General features: G+C 46.1%; 15 protein-coding genes. 5 read left to right on the top strand and 10 right to left on the bottom strand.

The genetic code is table 11. From position 1 onward, the window contains the following. Positions 1-2 precede the first annotated feature (2 nt). The 3 genes from M2387_RS22085 to soxS form a co-directional block, all read right to left on the bottom strand. Positions 3-1,388, bottom strand: coding sequence for a diaminobutyrate--2-oxoglutarate transaminase (locus tag M2387_RS22085; RefSeq protein WP_259052699.1), 1,386 nt, complete (start codon positions 1,386-1,388; stop codon positions 3-5). Positions 1,389-1,899: 511 nt separating this feature from the next. Next, positions 1,900-2,175: a YjcB family protein gene (locus tag M2387_RS22080; protein WP_259052697.1), complete on the bottom strand. Its 276-nt coding sequence runs from the start codon at positions 2,173-2,175 to the stop codon at positions 1,900-1,902. Between the two features lie 314 nt (positions 2,176-2,489). Continuing rightward, a complete protein-coding gene (gene soxS, locus M2387_RS22075) occupies positions 2,490-2,813 on the bottom strand; it encodes a superoxide response transcriptional regulator SoxS (protein ID WP_259052694.1) in 324 nt (107 codons plus the stop codon). Between the two features lie 80 nt (positions 2,814-2,893). Between soxS and soxR the strand changes: the two genes are divergently transcribed. Further along, complete coding sequence (gene soxR / locus M2387_RS22070) at positions 2,894-3,352, top strand: redox-sensitive transcriptional activator SoxR (RefSeq protein WP_259052692.1); 459 nt, start codon at positions 2,894-2,896, stop codon at positions 3,350-3,352. 381 nt (positions 3,353-3,733) lie between these two features. After that, positions 3,734-5,083 carry an NCS2 family permease gene (locus M2387_RS22065; protein ID WP_259052690.1) on the top strand — a complete coding sequence of 450 codons (1,350 nt, stop codon included), beginning with the start codon at positions 3,734-3,736 and terminating at the stop codon, positions 5,081-5,083. A 264-nt stretch (positions 5,084-5,347) separates the two neighbouring features. Here M2387_RS22065 and M2387_RS22060 read toward each other — a convergent pair whose 3' ends face one another. Then, positions 5,348-5,644, bottom strand: coding sequence for a hypothetical protein (locus M2387_RS22060; RefSeq protein ID WP_259052688.1), 297 nt, complete (start codon positions 5,642-5,644; stop codon positions 5,348-5,350). A gap of 435 nt (positions 5,645-6,079) precedes the next feature. Here M2387_RS22060 and M2387_RS22055 point away from each other — a divergent pair, with 435 nt between their 5' ends. After that, positions 6,080-7,726, top strand: coding sequence for a Na+/H+ antiporter (locus M2387_RS22055; protein ID WP_259052687.1), 1,647 nt, complete (start codon positions 6,080-6,082; stop codon positions 7,724-7,726). A 46-nt stretch (positions 7,727-7,772) separates the two neighbouring features. Here the strand turns inward: M2387_RS22055 and actP are convergent, their stop codons facing one another. The 3 genes from actP to acs all read right to left on the bottom strand — a co-directional run bounded on the left by actP (position 7,773) and on the right by acs (position 11,786). Next, positions 7,773-9,431, bottom strand: coding sequence for a cation/acetate symporter ActP (gene actP / locus M2387_RS22050; RefSeq protein ID WP_259052686.1), 1,659 nt, complete (start codon positions 9,429-9,431; stop codon positions 7,773-7,775). Beyond that, positions 9,428-9,742, bottom strand: a complete 315-nt coding sequence (locus M2387_RS22045) for a DUF485 domain-containing protein (RefSeq protein WP_259052685.1) — start codon at positions 9,740-9,742, stop codon at positions 9,428-9,430. The genes actP and M2387_RS22045 overlap by 4 nt, the downstream gene beginning before the upstream one ends. An 88-nt stretch (positions 9,743-9,830) precedes the next feature. Beyond that, on the bottom strand, positions 9,831-11,786 hold the full coding sequence (acs, locus tag M2387_RS22040; protein ID WP_259052683.1) for an acetate--CoA ligase: 1,956 nt from the start codon (positions 11,784-11,786) through the stop codon (positions 9,831-9,833). A 552-nt stretch (positions 11,787-12,338) separates the two neighbouring features. On the opposite strand from acs, the gene M2387_RS22035 reads away from it, so the two are divergent. Further along, positions 12,339-12,542 carry a DUF1737 domain-containing protein gene (locus M2387_RS22035; RefSeq protein ID WP_259052682.1) on the top strand — a complete coding sequence of 68 codons (204 nt, stop codon included), beginning with the start codon at positions 12,339-12,341 and terminating at the stop codon, positions 12,540-12,542. A 68-nt stretch (positions 12,543-12,610) separates the two neighbouring features. Here M2387_RS22035 and ivy read toward each other — a convergent pair whose 3' ends face one another. Beyond that, positions 12,611-13,057, bottom strand: coding sequence for an Ivy family C-type lysozyme inhibitor (gene ivy, locus M2387_RS22030; protein ID WP_259052681.1), 447 nt, complete (start codon positions 13,055-13,057; stop codon positions 12,611-12,613). A 285-nt stretch (positions 13,058-13,342) separates the two neighbouring features. Between ivy and M2387_RS22025 the strand changes: the two genes are divergently transcribed. Next, positions 13,343-13,945, top strand: coding sequence for a nitroreductase family protein (locus M2387_RS22025; protein ID WP_259052680.1), 603 nt, complete (start codon positions 13,343-13,345; stop codon positions 13,943-13,945). A 102-nt stretch (positions 13,946-14,047) separates the two neighbouring features. Here the strand turns inward: M2387_RS22025 and M2387_RS22020 are convergent, their stop codons facing one another. Together M2387_RS22020 and M2387_RS22015 are read right to left on the bottom strand one after the other, a co-directional pair. Further along, positions 14,048-14,419, bottom strand: coding sequence for a hypothetical protein (locus M2387_RS22020; RefSeq protein ID WP_259052679.1), 372 nt, complete (start codon positions 14,417-14,419; stop codon positions 14,048-14,050). Between the two features lie 411 nt (positions 14,420-14,830). Beyond that, positions 14,831-15,148 (bottom strand): hypothetical protein, encoded by a 318-nt coding sequence (locus M2387_RS22015; RefSeq protein ID WP_259052678.1) that lies wholly within the window; start codon positions 15,146-15,148, stop codon positions 14,831-14,833. Between the last annotated feature and the right edge of the window lie 19 nt (positions 15,149-15,167).

Below are 15,167 nucleotides of genomic sequence, written 5' to 3'. Positions count from 1 at the left end.
ACTCAGACCGGCTTAACGCCAGCAGCTAACAGAGCCTGTTCAAATTTGCTCAGGAAGATTTCCAGCTCATCATCGGTTATCAGCAGGGATGGCAGCAGGCGTAAAACACAACCACCGCGACCACCGCGCTCCAGAATCAAACCATGTTCAAAGCATTTCTTCTGAATCAGCGCAGAAATAGCACCATCCGCCGGGTAGCAACCCATATGATCTTGCGCTTCATCTGGCTTAACCATTTCCAGGCCGAGCATTAAACCCAGACCACGGACCTGGCCGATAGCAGGATAGCGTTTTTGCAGCTGTTTCAGCTTGCCTTTCAGCCACTCGCCTTGCTGCGCAACTTTATTGGCAACTTTTTTATCTTTCAGATATTTGAGAGTAGTCAGACCGGTTGCCATAGCTAACTGGTTGCCACGGAAGGTACCTGTGTGATGGCCGGGTTCCCAGGCATCAAACTCTCTTTTCAGGCCCAGTACAGCTAATGGCAAACCACCACCGACCGCTTTTGACATAACAATAATATCTGGCTCAATACCGGCGTGCTCGAAAGCAAACATTTTACCGGTACGAGAGAATCCAGCCTGAACTTCATCGATGATCAATAAAATGCCGTGTTCCTGGGTCACTTTACGGATACGTTGCAGCCATGCAGCGGGTGCCGGGTTAACACCACCTTCACCCTGAACGGCTTCAAGAATGACTGCAGCAGGTTTGCGCACGCCACTTTCAACGTCATTGATTAAGTTTTCAAAATAGTAGCTCAGAGCTGCAACACCCGCTTCACCGCCGACGCCTAACGGGCAACGGTACTCGTGAGGGTAAGGCAGGAAATGAACTTCAGGCATCAAACCATTAATGGCTTCTTTTGGTGACAGGTTGCCGGTAACCGACAGTGCACCGTGGGTCATGCCATGGTAACCACCAGAGAAGCTAATAATGCCGCTACGTCCGGTATGTTTTTTCGCGAGTTTAATTGCCGCTTCCACAGCATCAGCGCCCGATGGGCCGCAGAACTGGAGGCAATATTCTTTACCCTGACCTGGCAGTAAAGAGAGCAGATAAGCAGAAAACTCATCTTTTAATGGTGTAGTAAGATCAAGAGTATGCAACGGCAAGCCGCTGGTAAGGACATTTTGGATACTCTGCAGAACGTCAGGATGATTATGACCGAGTGCTAACGTTCCGGCTCCCGCCAGACAGTCAAGGTAACGATTATTTTCAACGTCGGTAATCCATGCGCCCTGAGCTTTAGCTATCGCGAAAGGTAATTTGCGTGGGTAGCTTCTGACATTAGATTCAAATTCAGCTTGTCTCGCTAAATAAGTTTCGTTAGTGGCTTTTGCAGATTGTGCATCTAAAGTGTCAATACGGACTTTATCCGTCATCATATCTCTCCTACAACCGGAGGCTCAAAGCTCACCGGTTGAATTAATTTAAAAGGTAACTACGGTAAATAAAACGACGACAATATATGGCTTTTTACCCCATTGCTCAATCATTAATTTTTCATATTAAAAACATACGCTTACGTTGGTTTTTTGCGATAACCATGCAAATAGTGTGTATATAATCGTGAATGAAGATTAAAAATGAGTGTCAGGTATCTAATAATAATCATTTTTAATATCTGGCCTGACCAGAAAGGGGCGGTCAGATAAGGTATCCCGTTATATTGATAAGCAAGTTGTAATAAGAGAATAGAACGGCAGTAAATCAGAGAATGTGATAAGAAATATGAACTCGTCTTGTGTAACACAGATGAAATATTAATTATTTATTGCTTAACCCGAGAGCTGGATAGATAGACTTAACTCTCTGTCAGTGGGTATTTAAATCAATGAAGTATCAATAAACAATAAATCCCGCCAGCAGGCAGGATTTCAGCAGAGCATGATAGCGTTAAGGTATTGGCCAGGCCGGCGGCGCATTGCTTATCACTTCAATCACCGAATCTTTCACTGCCAGCCAGCTGGTGGCTATTTCTGCGGCTGTCAGGCCAAGCAGACTGGTAGCGAACCAGCATGAAGCGGTGACACCCATCATAGTGCTGATAATAGCGAGAGCAGGGTAGTGCGACCGGCGTAGCTTAATATTTAGCGTACTTGCCATAAACATCAGAATCGCACTGACTAAAGGCCAGCGCATTAACACGACGCCAGCGGTGATTGTACCCATAAAACGGTTCCTCTAAAGCAGGCACATCAGTGCAGGCCAGATAAAGAGACCGACAGCCAATGAACAAGCGTTAAAATATAAAAGTGATTACCTGACTTGAATGTGTGAAGTTTATCACACTTTTTTATTGTGACAATCCGTTACGAGGTCGATTTTTGTGCATTTTAGCTTAGCGTAGCGAAGGCAACCTGCAGCTTGAAGAGAGGGAGGACTTATTGTCAGGAGCGGGAGCCAAGTGATTAAGCTATTGGGTCGTCACCCATAGCCGACCGCCGAAAAAATCTATTAAAGAAGGATCGGCGGCCCCGGTAAAACTAGCACTGATGGCGATAGTCGCTGGGAGTACGGTCAAATGCGCGGCGGAAGACGCGGGAGAAGGTTTGCTGCGATACATATCCGTAGTCCATCGCAATATCGAAAATAGGTCTTTTGGTGGCTCGTAGTTCCTCTGCGGCCATTTGCAGACGGCGCTGGCGAATGTAATCACCTAAGGTCTGACGCATCACGGTGCGGAACATACGTTGCAGATACCATTTTGAATATCCTGATTTTTTTGCCACAACGTCAATATTAAGTGGCTGGTCAATATGGGAATCAATCCACTCAGTTAAAGTATGAATAATATCCTGGTGCGCCATAAATTATCCTCGATTACAAATTAGCCGATTACTTTTTTGTGGAGTATAATTCCTCAAGTTAACTTGAGGTAAAGCGTATTTTGGAAAAGAAAAAAAATAGAATTAAAGCGCTGCTCACGCCGGGTGAAGTTGCGAAGCGTAGTGGCGTCGCTGTCTCAACCTTGCATTTCTACGAAACGAAGGGGCTTATCAATAGCACCAGAAATGCGGGTAATCAGCGGCGATACCGGCGTGACGTGCTGCGGACCGTCGGCATTATCAAGGTGGCGCAACGCATTGGCCTGCCACTAAGCACGGTGAGTGATGCTTTTAGCGCATTTTCAGATGACCACGTGATTAATAAAAATGACTGGAAGAATCTCTCTTCGGTATGGCGTGAGGAGCTGGATAGCCGTATTCGTATGCTGGTTGCTCTGCGGGATCAGTTAGATGGCTGTATTGGCTGCGGGTGCCTGTCGGGAGTGGATTGCCCGCTACGAAATCCGGGCGATAAATTGGGTGACGAAGGGACTGGAGCCAGACTCTTGCTGGACGAATAATTCCGTTCAGGCGTCATTTGTTACGCAAAAACGATAACGTTTGCGCATACGGTGGCGATAAAATGACCTTATCGTCGTTTTGTTGACGAAAATCATCAAACTCAGGTTGAAAATCGCAGTAATAAGGCTGGATAATCGTTTGCTTTCATTTTCTGCCCATCGTAGTTAAAGCTGTTTGGGTGTTGCTTTCAGTCATCGACCCGATGACCTCTGCGCTAACAAGCAACTCGAATTATTTAAGGCACATGCACTGATTTTTTGTTCGAAGGTAAACGTTTGCTTTTTTGATGCGTCTTTTATCAAAAGAGCAAAATAACGAATAACGTAAGTTTTCCCTCGTACAGATGAATCGAATCCTAAAAATCTCAGGGGATGTTTCGTATGTCTACTCCTTCTCCACGTGCCGGCGGTTCTCTCGACGCCTGGTTTAAAATTTCTGCGCGTGGTAGTACCGTTCGCCAGGAACTCATTGCTGGTCTGACGACATTTTTAGCCATGGTCTATTCGGTCATTGTGGTACCGAGTATGCTGGGTAAAGCGGGTTTTCCACCGACAGCTGTTTTTGTTGCCACCTGTCTGGTTGCCGGTTTAGGTTCCATCCTGATGGGGCTGTGGGCCAACCTGCCGTTAGCGATTGGTTGTGCTATTTCCCTGACTGCATTTACGGCATTTAGCCTGGTGCTGGGACAAAGCATCAGTGTACCCGTTGCACTGGGTGCGGTATTCCTGATGGGCGTATTGTTTACCATTATCTCTGTTACCGGGATCCGTAGCTGGATTTTGCGTAACTTGCCGATGGGTGTTGCGCACGGTGCGGGTATCGGTATCGGCCTGTTTCTGTTACTGATCGCTGCAAATGGCGTCGGCCTGGTGGTCAAAAATCCACTGGATGGCCTGCCTGTTGCCCTGGGTGATTTTGCCAGTTTCCCGGTCATCATGTCTCTGGCGGGTCTGGCGGCTATTATTGGTCTGGAGAAGTTACGTGTACCTGGCGGTATTCTGCTGACTATCGTCGTGATATCTATCCTGGGAATGATTTTTGACCCATCGGTACATTTCACCGGCATCTTTGCAATGCCTTCTCTGCAAGATGAATCCGGCCACTCGTTAGTGGGTAGCCTCGATATTCTCGGTGCGCTGGACCCGATTGTACTGCCGAGCGTTTTTGCTCTGGTTATGACAGCGGTCTTTGATGCTACCGGGACGATTCGTGCCGTTGCAGGACAGGCTAATCTGCTGGATAAAAATGGTCAGATCATCGATGGCGGTAAAGCGCTGACCACTGACTCGGTCAGTAGCGTGTTTTCAGGTCTGGTCGGAGCGGCTCCTGCGGCTGTATATATTGAGTCTGCGGCGGGTACTGCGGCGGGCGGCAAAACAGGTCTGACAGCTCTCACTGTGGGTGTATTGTTCCTCTGCATCCTGTTCTTATCACCACTGTCTTATCTGGTCCCTGCTTACGCGACGGCACCTGCTCTGATGTATGTCGGCTTGCTGATGTTAAGCAACGTCTCAAAACTTGATTTTGCTGACTTCGTCGATGCGATGGCCGGGTTAATTACCGCGGTCTTTATTGTACTGACCTGTAATATTGTCACCGGGATCATGATTGGTTTCGCCTCTCTGGTCATCGGTCGCATCGTTGCGGGTGAATGGCGTAAATTGAATATCGGTACAGTGGTCATTGCTGTTGCACTGGTTGTTTTCTACGCAGGTGGCTGGGCTATCTAACCCTCTTGCAGGCGAGTTACCTGAAGGTAACTCGCCCCTCTGGCTTTAACATTTCTTTCCCCGCTGATATCAGTACCCGTTTACCCTTAACGTCGATTCTTGAAGCTATGCCTGATAGTGACGATATCTCACGCGTGCCGTCTCTGTATTGTGGGTATTAAGGGTGTTTTTTAGAAGATATTCAAAACCATCCTGCAGAAAATGGTTTTAGTTTGTTTCAGACAGAAAAGCCCCCTTCGTGGGGGGCGGGGGCTTTAACCTGTATTACTGGGGGGTGGGTATTTCTTGTGGTGCCGGGGGTAATTCTTTCACTTCTAGTTTTATTTCGTAGCGCTTTCCTTTTTCCAGGACTGGAACATTTTTGACTACATTGTTCAGCGTTTCATTGGGGGAATCAGTTTGTTGCATGATTAAATAGAGTGGCGCTGGTGGTGGCCCCATCAAATCCGGGCGTTCATTGTTATGCGGCGCTGGTCGGGTTCTTTCAGTCGGTGCAGCAAAAGCACTGGCGGTGCAAGCAATCAGAGTGGCAGCAAGTAAAGTCTTCTTAAATATATTCATTGAACAATCTCCGTGTTATCACGATAAGTATTTTATTTTTAAAAGGTTATCGTGAAAATGAGAGGAAAATAAGAATGCAAATTGAATGTACGATGAAGTTAAAAACAGGCTTTGTGTCCGGCTCACGGAAACATAGTCAGAGTCAGGACTATTTGTAAAATGCATCAATAAAAATGCGAATGTAACCTACCCGCTATACTGTATTTCTCCTGGCAGGAGCATGGCGATGATTTGTTTTATTATCGAATTCAGTGACTGCAGATAAAGTCTCTTGTGAAAAAACAGTCATATGGAGTTGTGTGCAGGAGGCAGGGAGATGCAATATAGAATGATATATCCTGACTCTACTCTCACCTCTGTTACAGATAGGGAATAACGCTCTTCTAAACTCAGTTTTAGGATGATTTTTTTACCGATATCAGAACTAAGGAAAGCATGGAAATTTTCTTTACTATTCTCATTATGACTCTCGTGGTATCACTCTCCGGTGTGATAACAAAGGTATTACCTTTTCAGATCCCTCTCCCCCTGATGCAGATTGCCATAGGCGCGCTGCTTGCATGGCCACAATTTGGCCTGCATGTAGAGTTTGATCCTGAACTTTTCTTACTGTTGTTTATCCCGCCATTGCTGTTTGCTGATGGCTGGAAAACACCGGTAAATGAGTTTTTGAGTCAGGGCCGGGAAATTATCGGCCTGGCTTTAGTTCTGGTCATTGTTACTGTCGTCGGGATTGGATTCCTGATTTATTTCATGGTGCCAGGTATCCCGTTAATACCGGCATTTGCTCTGGCAGCTGTCTTGTCACCGACTGATGCCGTAGCCTTATCCGGTATTGTCGGGGAAGGACGGATACCGAAGCGGATTATGGGGATTCTACAGGGCGAAGCGTTAATGAACGACGCCTCAGGTCTGGTATCTCTGAAACTGGCAGTTGCTGTCGCGATAGGCAGTATGGCCTTCACCGTCGGTGGCGCTTCCTTCGAATTCTTTAAAGTTGCTATCGGCGGCTTATTAGCGGGTATTGCCATCAGCTGGCTGTATGGTAAATCGATGCGTCTGATGAGCCGTTACAGCGGTGATGAACCTGCCACGCAAATTCTGCTGCTGCTGCTGCTGCCATTCGCGTCTTATCTGATAGCTGAACATATTGGTGTTTCCGGTATCCTGGCAGCCGTTGCCGCAGGTATGACTATCACCCGCGCCGGTGTACTACGTAACGCTCCTCTGGCAATGCGTTTACGTGCTAACAGTGTCTGGGCGATGCTGGAGTTTGTGTTTAACGGCATGGTATTCCTGCTATTAGGCTTACAGCTTCCGGGCATTCTTGAAACGTCAATCAGTGCGGCGAATGCAGACCCGGATGTTGAGTTATGGATGCTCTTCCTTGATGTGGTCATTATCTATTTTGCCTTGATTATCTTGCGCTTCCTGTGGCTGTGGGCGATGAAACAAATAAGCCTCCACTTTATGAAAAAACGCCCGCTGGCTTTTGGTTCGTTTACTACCCGTGAATTATGTATTGCATCATTTGCGGGTGTACGTGGTGCGATAACGCTGGCAGGTGTGCTTTCTATCCCATTGTTCCTGTTAGACGGTACGCCATTCCCGGCACGTTATGAGCTTATCTTTATTGCCGCAGGTGTCATTCTGTTCTCGTTGTTTGCCGGGGTTGTTATGCTCCCTATCCTGCTCAGGCACGTTGATATGGGCGACCCACTTATATTGCGCAAAGAGGAACGCCTGGCTCGGGCAGCGACCGGCGAAGTGGCCATCGTAACGATTCAGAAAATGGAAGAACGCCTGCTTACGGATACCAAGGAAAATATCGATAACCAGTTACTGAAAGAAGTCAGTTCACGGGTTATTGGTAATTTACGTCGCCGTATTGATGGCAGTAAGAATGCGGATAACAGCGAGTTGGAAGAGAATCTCGAACGACGCTTCCGCCTGGCTGCATTACGTTCCGAACGGGGTGAGCTATATCATTTACGTGCCACCAAACAAATCAGTAACGAGACGCTGAAGAAACTACTTCATGATCTTGATTTACTTGAGACGTTATTAATAGAACAAGAGTAATTAACGGTGACGTACTGGGGGCTTTGCCCCCAGTACGACTGAATCGTTAGTGAGAGCGCCCTTCCTCAATACCAATCCCGGTTTGTGAACGAATAAACTGAGCACGGAACTTTTCGCGCTCCAGTTTTCCCTGCTCGGTATTATCGGTCGCTGAGAAGACCCAAATACCCACAAAGGCTATCAGAATAGAGAACAGCGCCGGATACTCATAAGGGAATACCGCTTTCTCGTGACCAAGGATCTGTACCCAGACAGTAGGGCCGAGGATCATCAGTCCCACCGCAGTTATCAGTCCAAGCCAGCCACCGATCATCGCACCGCGGGTGGTCAGTTTCGACCAGTACATCGACAGCAGGATAATAGGGAAATTACAGCTGGCAGCGATGGAGAAGGCCAGACCCACCATAAAGGCGATATTCTGGTTTTCAAATAAAATACCTAACAGAATGGCCACTACGCCGAGTACCAGAACAGTAATTTTCGATACTTTGAGTTCATCACGCTCACTGGCACCTTTACGGAACACGTTAGCGTACAAATCGTGAGAAACCGCTGAGGCTCCGGCAAGTGTCAGTCCGGCAACGACTGCAAGAATGGTGGCAAAGGCTACCGCCGAGATAAAGCCAAGGAACAGACTTCCGCCTACGGCATCAGACAGGTGAACCGCGGCCATATTGTTACCGCCGATCAGACCGCCTGCGGCATCTTTAAAGTCTGGATTCGCACTGACCAGGACAATCGCGCCAAAACCGATAATAAAGGTCAGAATATAGAAGTAACCCATAAAGCCAGTGGCATAAAACACGCTTTTACGTGCTTCACGTGCATCTTTAACCGTGAAGAAGCGCATCAGAATATGCGGTAGTCCGGCGGTACCAAACATCAGTCCGAGACCGAGCGAGAGCGCTGATATAGGGTCTTTGACAAGTCCTCCCGGACTCATAATAGCGGCCCCTTTCGGGTGTACGGCAATCGCTTCGCTGAACAGGTTATTGAAGCTAAAACCAACATGCTTCATCACCATAAAGGCCATAAAACTTGCGCCGAATAACAGCAGAATGGCTTTAATTATCTGTACCCATGTGGTTGCCAGCATGCCGCCAAACAGAACATAGAGCACCATCAGTATCCCGACCAGAACCACGGCAATATGGTAGTTCAGACCAAATAACAGCTGGATAAGCTTCCCTGCACCGACCATCTGGGCTATCAAATACAATGCCACAACCACCAGTGAGCCACAGGCGGACAATATACGAATCGGTTTTTGCTTCAGACGGTAAGATGCCACATCGGCAAAGGTATAACGCCCCAGATTGCGCAAGCGTTCGGCAATCAGGAAGAGAATAATGGGCCAGCCCACCAGAAAGCCGAGAGAATAGATTAAACCATCAAAGCCGGAGGTATAGACCAGCGCCGAAATACCCAGAAATGAGGCGGCCGACATAAAGTCACCGGCAATGGCCAGTCCATTCTGAAAGCCAGTGATATTACCGCCGGCGGTATAATAGTCATTACGCGAACGAGTACGTCGGGACGCCCAGTAGGTAATATAGAGTGTCAGCAGCACGAAGATAAGAAACATCACAATCGCCTGCCAGTTAGTCGGCTGACGTTCGACATCGCCAGTCAGCGCATCGGCTGCGAAAGCACTGACAGGTAAGCTAAGAAGCAGGGTGGTGAATATCGTCAAAAAATATTTCATGAAACTTTTACCTCATCCAGAATCTCACGATTTAAACGATCAAATTCACCGTTGGCTCGCCAGACATAAATTCCGGTGAGAATAAAAGAGAAAACAATGATGCCAATTCCGATAGGGATACCGCGTGTCACAGTGGTTCCGGAATATAATGGTGTGCCAAGCCAGGCGGGAGCAAAGGCAATAAGCAGGATGAAGCCAACATAAACAATTAACATCAGTAATGAGAGCGTAAAAGCGAAACGTTGTCTTTTAGTGACGAGTTCTTTGAAATGCGCATTACTTTCTATCCGTTGATAAATATCGTCATTCATCGCAGAACCTCCAGGGTTCTTATATGGGGAATGATACCCTCTTCCGAAAAGAAGAGGGTGGCACAGGTGTTATGGCGTTATGGCATTATCAGGAAGTGGTTAAGGTCTGCTTTTCTTCCAGCAGTTTCTCGACAACGCCCGGATCGGCGAGAGTGGAAGTATCACCGAGGTTGCTGGTATCTCCGCTCGCAATCTTACGGAGAATACGGCGCATGATTTTCCCGGAACGGGTTTTTGGCAAAGAATCAGTCCAGTGCAGAATATCCGGAGTTGCCAGTGGGCCTATTTCTTTACGCACCCAATTACGGACTTCGGTATACAGCTCAGGTGAAGGTTCTTCCCCATGATTTAAGGTGACGTAGGCATAAATTGCCTGACCTTTAATATTATGAGGAATACCCACTACCGCTGCTTCAGCTATTTTCGGGTGAGAAACTAAAGCCGACTCTATTTCAGCCGTACCCAGACGGTGACCAGAAACGTTCAGAACATCGTCCACTCGTCCGGTTATCCAGTAATAACCGTCTTCATCACGACGTGCACCATCACCACTGAAATACATATTCTTAAACGTGGAGAAATAGGTTTGTTCAAAGCGTTCATGGTCGCCAAATAGCGTACGTGCTTGCCCAGGCCAAGAGTCGATAATTGCCAGATTACCTTCTGTGGCACCAGAAAGTGGATTACCTTCGTTATCCACTATCGCAGGCTGTACGCCAAAGAATGGGTTTGTGGCTGAACCGGGTTTCAGTTCGGTTGCACCAGGCAGAGGCGCAATCATAAAGCCGCCGGTTTCGGTCTGCCACCAGGTATCAACAATAGGGCAGTTGCTATTCCCGATATGCTTTGAATACCACTCCCAGGCTTCCGGGTTAATAGGTTCACCGACCGATCCTAACAGGCGCAATGACGTACGGCTGGTGCCTTCGGTCGCTTTATCACCTTCTGCCATTAAGGCCCGAATTGCGGTTGGTGCGGTATAAAGAATATTGACCTGATGCTTATCCACGACCTGAGCCATACGATTAGGTTTAGGCCAGTTAGGAACACCTTCAAACATCAACGTGGTAGCGCCACATGCCAGCGGACCATAGAGCAGATAACTATGGCCGGTAACCCAGCCTACATCTGCGGTACACCAGTAAATATCACCCGGATGATAGTCAAAAACATATTTAAAACTTGTTGCAGCATAGACCAGGTATCCACCGGTGGTATGCAGCACGCCTTTCGGTTTTCCGGTTGAGCCCGAGGTATAGAGAATAAACAGTGGGTCTTCGGCATTCATTGCAACCGGCGTATGCTGGTCACTGACCTGTTCAATAGCCTCATGCCACCAGATATCACGACCCTGGTGCCATTCGGTATTGCCACCCGTGCGTTTAAGAACTATCACGCTATCAACACTGGTAACCTGCGGGTTTTTCAGGGCTTCATCGACATTTTTTTTCAGGGGAATTGCGCGTCCGGCACGGACACCTTCATCCGCCGTGATAACCAGACGGGTACGTGAGTCAATAATACGTCCGGCAACGGCTTCCGGCGAAAAACCGCCAAAAATAACCGAGTGAATCGCACCGATACGGGCACAAGCCAGCATCGCAACGGCGGCTTCCGGCACCATCGGCATATAGATAGCAACGACATCACCTTTTTTTATGCCCTGAGCAAGTAACACATTAGCAAAGCGGCACACATCGCGATGTAATTCCCGATAAGAGATATGTTTACTCTGAGTGGCATCATCACCTTCCCAGATGATGGCGGTGGTATCGCCCTGAGTTTCTAAATGCCTGTCAAGACAGTTAGCAGCAAGATTGAGCGTGCCATCTTCATACCATTTAATGGAGATATTTCCTGGCGCGAAAGAAGTGTTTTTTACTTTCTGATAAGGGGTTATCCAGTCAAGGATCTTTCCTTGTTCACCCCAGAAGGTATCCGGATCCTGAACTGACTGTTGATACATGGCTTGATACTGTTCCGGATTGATCAGGCAACGTTCGGCAATCGCAGCAGGGATAGCATGTTTTTTCAATTGGCTCATGGCTTTTGGCTCTCCTTTAGTATGTTAATAATATGTCAAATAAACGTTAATAACAGAGGGGGTGACAGCTTTGTTTATTTTTTGAGGGAGAGATCACGCATTAAAAATATGCCTTAAAATGCTTGATTAATAATCGTAGGGAAAAACACAAAACATTGAAAATAACGTTAAAAAATAATGATTAAAACCATTCCATAACAATAGGTTATGATTTATTTTTTGATGAAAATCCTGTTTTATATAGAAAACTAAGTGAATATGGCTGCTTTTTCATGGCTTGAGGGGATAGCATCGAGGTGGAGGGACCTGGCAAGTAGATAAACATCTTAGTAATTTATTACCGTTATTATTTCATTATCAATTTCTACAGCTTTCAATGAAAACATACTGGAAATAGGGATAGAGGAGGAGAAAGTTTGTGAAGCCGTAGCCAGCGCGCATTTGTAAGCTACTTGTTAAATCAAATAGCCAGTCAGGGACTTGCGTACTATCATTAATTTGATGAGCAGATGACGAATATTCCTGTTAATTTTTTCCCAGTAAGGAAGCAAAATGAAAAAAGTAAAACCACAAGACTTACCGGCTTACCGGTTAATCACCGGCCCGGATGACGCAACTTTCTGCCATCGGGTCTCTGAAGCTCTGGAACTGGGTTATGAGCTCTATGGCAGCCCTTCGGTAGCCTATAATTCGGATAAAAATGAAGTCATTGCAGCCCAGGCTGTCATCTGGAGTAACGAGCAGGACTTATATTAATTCATCTCGTTACGGGTGATTGTTTTGTGCGGTAAAGCAAGGTGGCAGGGTCTGCCACCTTAAACAGGCTATTTAAAATTAAAGCTGTCCGGATGATTATCCAGGCTACCTGTCAGCGCTGCAAAGAGGACTGTTTTGCCATCAATTGATAACTCATCACTGATATTTAACCAGGTCAGTTTTTGATGGACTGCTTGTTCGTCGAGTTGTGAAAATACGCCAGCCAGAGTTTTTGATTCCGGAGAATACAGCACAGCTATATTCTCAGCCGCGCAGTCATGAGGCTTGCAGCTGTTCAGCACGATATATTTTTTCCCACCAATCGTAACATCCTGATTTTGGCTGCTAGTACCACCCTGGGTGACCCATTGCGGCAATTTTTGGCTACCCACCATCGTTTTGAATGCTGCTGCTGTCGCTTTATCTGTCGCCAGGCTACTGACGGTGAGTGGTTCAGCGGCGTAAGCAGAAAGGGCAGAACAAGAAAGGGCCAGTGCGATGAGTATTCTTTTCATCAATAAAACTCCTTTGAATGCGAATAATTTCGCTATAGGGAACCAGATGTTGTTGGCTTCAGTGTTCTATTCTAGTCTATAAGCGTGGGGAAGTTCTTTGCTTACAGATAGTGTTGGTTTACAGAGTTAAGCTTTAGCGATTTATTTTAGGAATATTTTCAATAACGCCACTATTGGTAAAGTGTTACTAATTGAAAAATCTATACTTGTTTTGATTTCGATCTAAACAAACAAAACACCTATTTCTTAATCTAACCCGTATATATACGAAAACCAGGAGCTAATATGTCAGGTACTTTTGCCTCTCTTGCTGAAAAGCGCAGAACGTCTTATACCCTTGGAAAAACACTTCCGGTGAGCGACGATGCCATCGTTGAAATCATCACAGAGGCTATTCGCCAGGCTCCTTCAGCCTTTAACTCTCAGAGCTCACGTGCCCTTATTCTGCTGGGCAAAGAGCATGAAAAATTCTGGGAGCTGACTCGCGAGCAGTTAAGAAAACTGGTTCCGGCGGATAAATTCCAGCCAACTTCAGACAAAATTGATGGCTTTGCAGCTGCTGCAGGTTCAGTACTGTTTTTTGAAGATCAGGACGTGGTGAAAGGACTGCAGGAGTCATTCCCTGCTTATGCGGATAACTTCCCGGTATGGTCAGAGCACAGTACCGGTATTGCTCAGTATGCAGTATGGCTGGCACTGGCCGAGAAAGGTCTGGGCGTTAACTTACAGCACTATAACCCACTGGTTGATGCGGATGTTCAGGCCCAGTGGAATATCCCTGCTAGCTGGAAACTGCGCGCACAGCTGAACTTCGGTTCAATTACTGGTGCTGCACCTGCTACTAAAACCTTTATTGAAAACGAAGCGCGTTTCATTATCGCTAAGTAAATATTGTTTTGTGAGTAATCAGACAGTGTGTTGATGGTTGGGAAACTGAATTTACTATATGTTTCAGTTTCCCAATCTTATTCTAAAAACCAATAACTCTTTCTATATATTGTCATCAATAAATACACTGACATATTCCAGGAAATAGTTATTACTTTCCGGGTTCGCTTCAGCCAGATTAATTCTCAGGTTGTAATCAACATTACTACTTGATGCAAAATCAGAGAGCATAGAAACATAGATATCAGAAGGTACTTTTTCCTCGGTTGAATAATAGACTGCTGAAACATGTTTTATTTCTGTTTCACCAAGGAAAACAACGTCTAGTCTGAGTATGATCGGAACTGTATATCCCCAGTTATAGACGGTCATAAAATTTATTTTTTGTATGTCAGCAGTGACGACTTTAGTTTCTCTGTTTTGAGCGAAATAAATATCTTTTAGTTCATCAGCTAATGTAATTATGTGAGTCATAAAAGCACCTTTTCTATGATGGTGTTATTAACGTGGTTAATGTGATATGCCGCCATTTATGCGAAGATAAATTTATAATGTTTACGAGAGTGAAAGTAATTATTAATATGATGTAAAAATACTGTCAAGAAAATCACTCTGGGTTATTGGTGCATTTTTTAGTTGTTATACTGTCATTTTTTAGCATTAATATGTTTTATATATATATACCCAAAGCTGATGTGTTAAAGGGAGTAAAGCAGGTATACGCGGGACTGGCGATAAGAAGTGTGCCAGACAGGCACACGGGTTAAATAAGTCTTTCAGGCTACGGCATTCATCTCTATTTGCTTAAGGGCATTTATAATGCATCACCGGTGAGCGCTATCACAGTACCGACATTCAGTAGCGAGGGTAGAACGGCTTCATTTTTTAAGCTTCACATTTGAATGTCAGACGGGCAACACCATGCAGGCCAGCGCCTTCAGTGGTTAAGTCGACGATCTGCATTTTTTTACCCTGAGTAACGCAGTAATTTGTCGCATCAGTTTTTACTATCTCTTCCGCACCCGATATTCTGCCCCGGGCCAGTGAGGCTTCAGCTTCTGTATAGTATTGATTATCGAGTTTACGCTGGATATTACTTTTATAAGCCAGACCAAATTTGCCCACACTGGTCTCATCAGTGTGGACTGCACAACCGGAAACCAAAAAAGCACCAAGCATTGTTACGACAGCTATCTTTTTCATCACATACTCATCTCTATTC

The organism is Klebsiella sp. BIGb0407 (assembly GCF_024807845.1).
GTDB lineage: Bacteria > Pseudomonadota > Gammaproteobacteria > Enterobacterales > Enterobacteriaceae > JGM124.
The sequence above is the reverse complement of the archived record's forward strand: the minus strand, read 5'-3'. Positions and strand labels throughout refer to the sequence as shown.

Bases quoted from the DNA above. Each gene is read 5' to 3' on its own strand.
- M2387_RS22035 (WP_259052682.1), top strand. From the start codon at position 12,339: ATGAAAAAAGTAAAACCACAAGACTTACCGGCTTACCGGTTAATCACC.
- soxS (WP_259052694.1), bottom strand. From the start codon at position 2,813: ATGGCGCACCAGGATATTATTCATACTTTAACTGAGTGGATTGATTCC.
- M2387_RS22025 (WP_259052680.1), top strand. From the start codon at position 13,343: ATGTCAGGTACTTTTGCCTCTCTTGCTGAAAAGCGCAGAACGTCTTAT.
- acs (WP_259052683.1), bottom strand. From the start codon at position 11,786: ATGAGCCAATTGAAAAAACATGCTATCCCTGCTGCGATTGCCGAACGT.
- M2387_RS22045 (WP_259052685.1), bottom strand. From the start codon at position 9,742: ATGAATGACGATATTTATCAACGGATAGAAAGTAATGCGCATTTCAAA.
- M2387_RS22065 (WP_259052690.1), top strand. From the start codon at position 3,734: ATGTCTACTCCTTCTCCACGTGCCGGCGGTTCTCTCGACGCCTGGTTT.
- M2387_RS22060 (WP_259052688.1), bottom strand. From the start codon at position 5,644: ATGAATATATTTAAGAAGACTTTACTTGCTGCCACTCTGATTGCTTGC.
- M2387_RS22015 (WP_259052678.1), bottom strand. From the start codon at position 15,148: ATGAAAAAGATAGCTGTCGTAACAATGCTTGGTGCTTTTTTGGTTTCC.
- actP (WP_259052686.1), bottom strand. From the start codon at position 9,431: ATGAAATATTTTTTGACGATATTCACCACCCTGCTTCTTAGCTTACCT.
- M2387_RS22085 (WP_259052699.1), bottom strand. From the start codon at position 1,388: ATGATGACGGATAAAGTCCGTATTGACACTTTAGATGCACAATCTGCA.
- M2387_RS22055 (WP_259052687.1), top strand. From the start codon at position 6,080: ATGGAAATTTTCTTTACTATTCTCATTATGACTCTCGTGGTATCACTC.
- M2387_RS22020 (WP_259052679.1), bottom strand. From the start codon at position 14,419: ATGACTCACATAATTACATTAGCTGATGAACTAAAAGATATTTATTTC.
- M2387_RS22080 (WP_259052697.1), bottom strand. From the start codon at position 2,175: ATGGGTACAATCACCGCTGGCGTCGTGTTAATGCGCTGGCCTTTAGTC.
- ivy (WP_259052681.1), bottom strand. From the start codon at position 13,057: ATGAAAAGAATACTCATCGCACTGGCCCTTTCTTGTTCTGCCCTTTCT.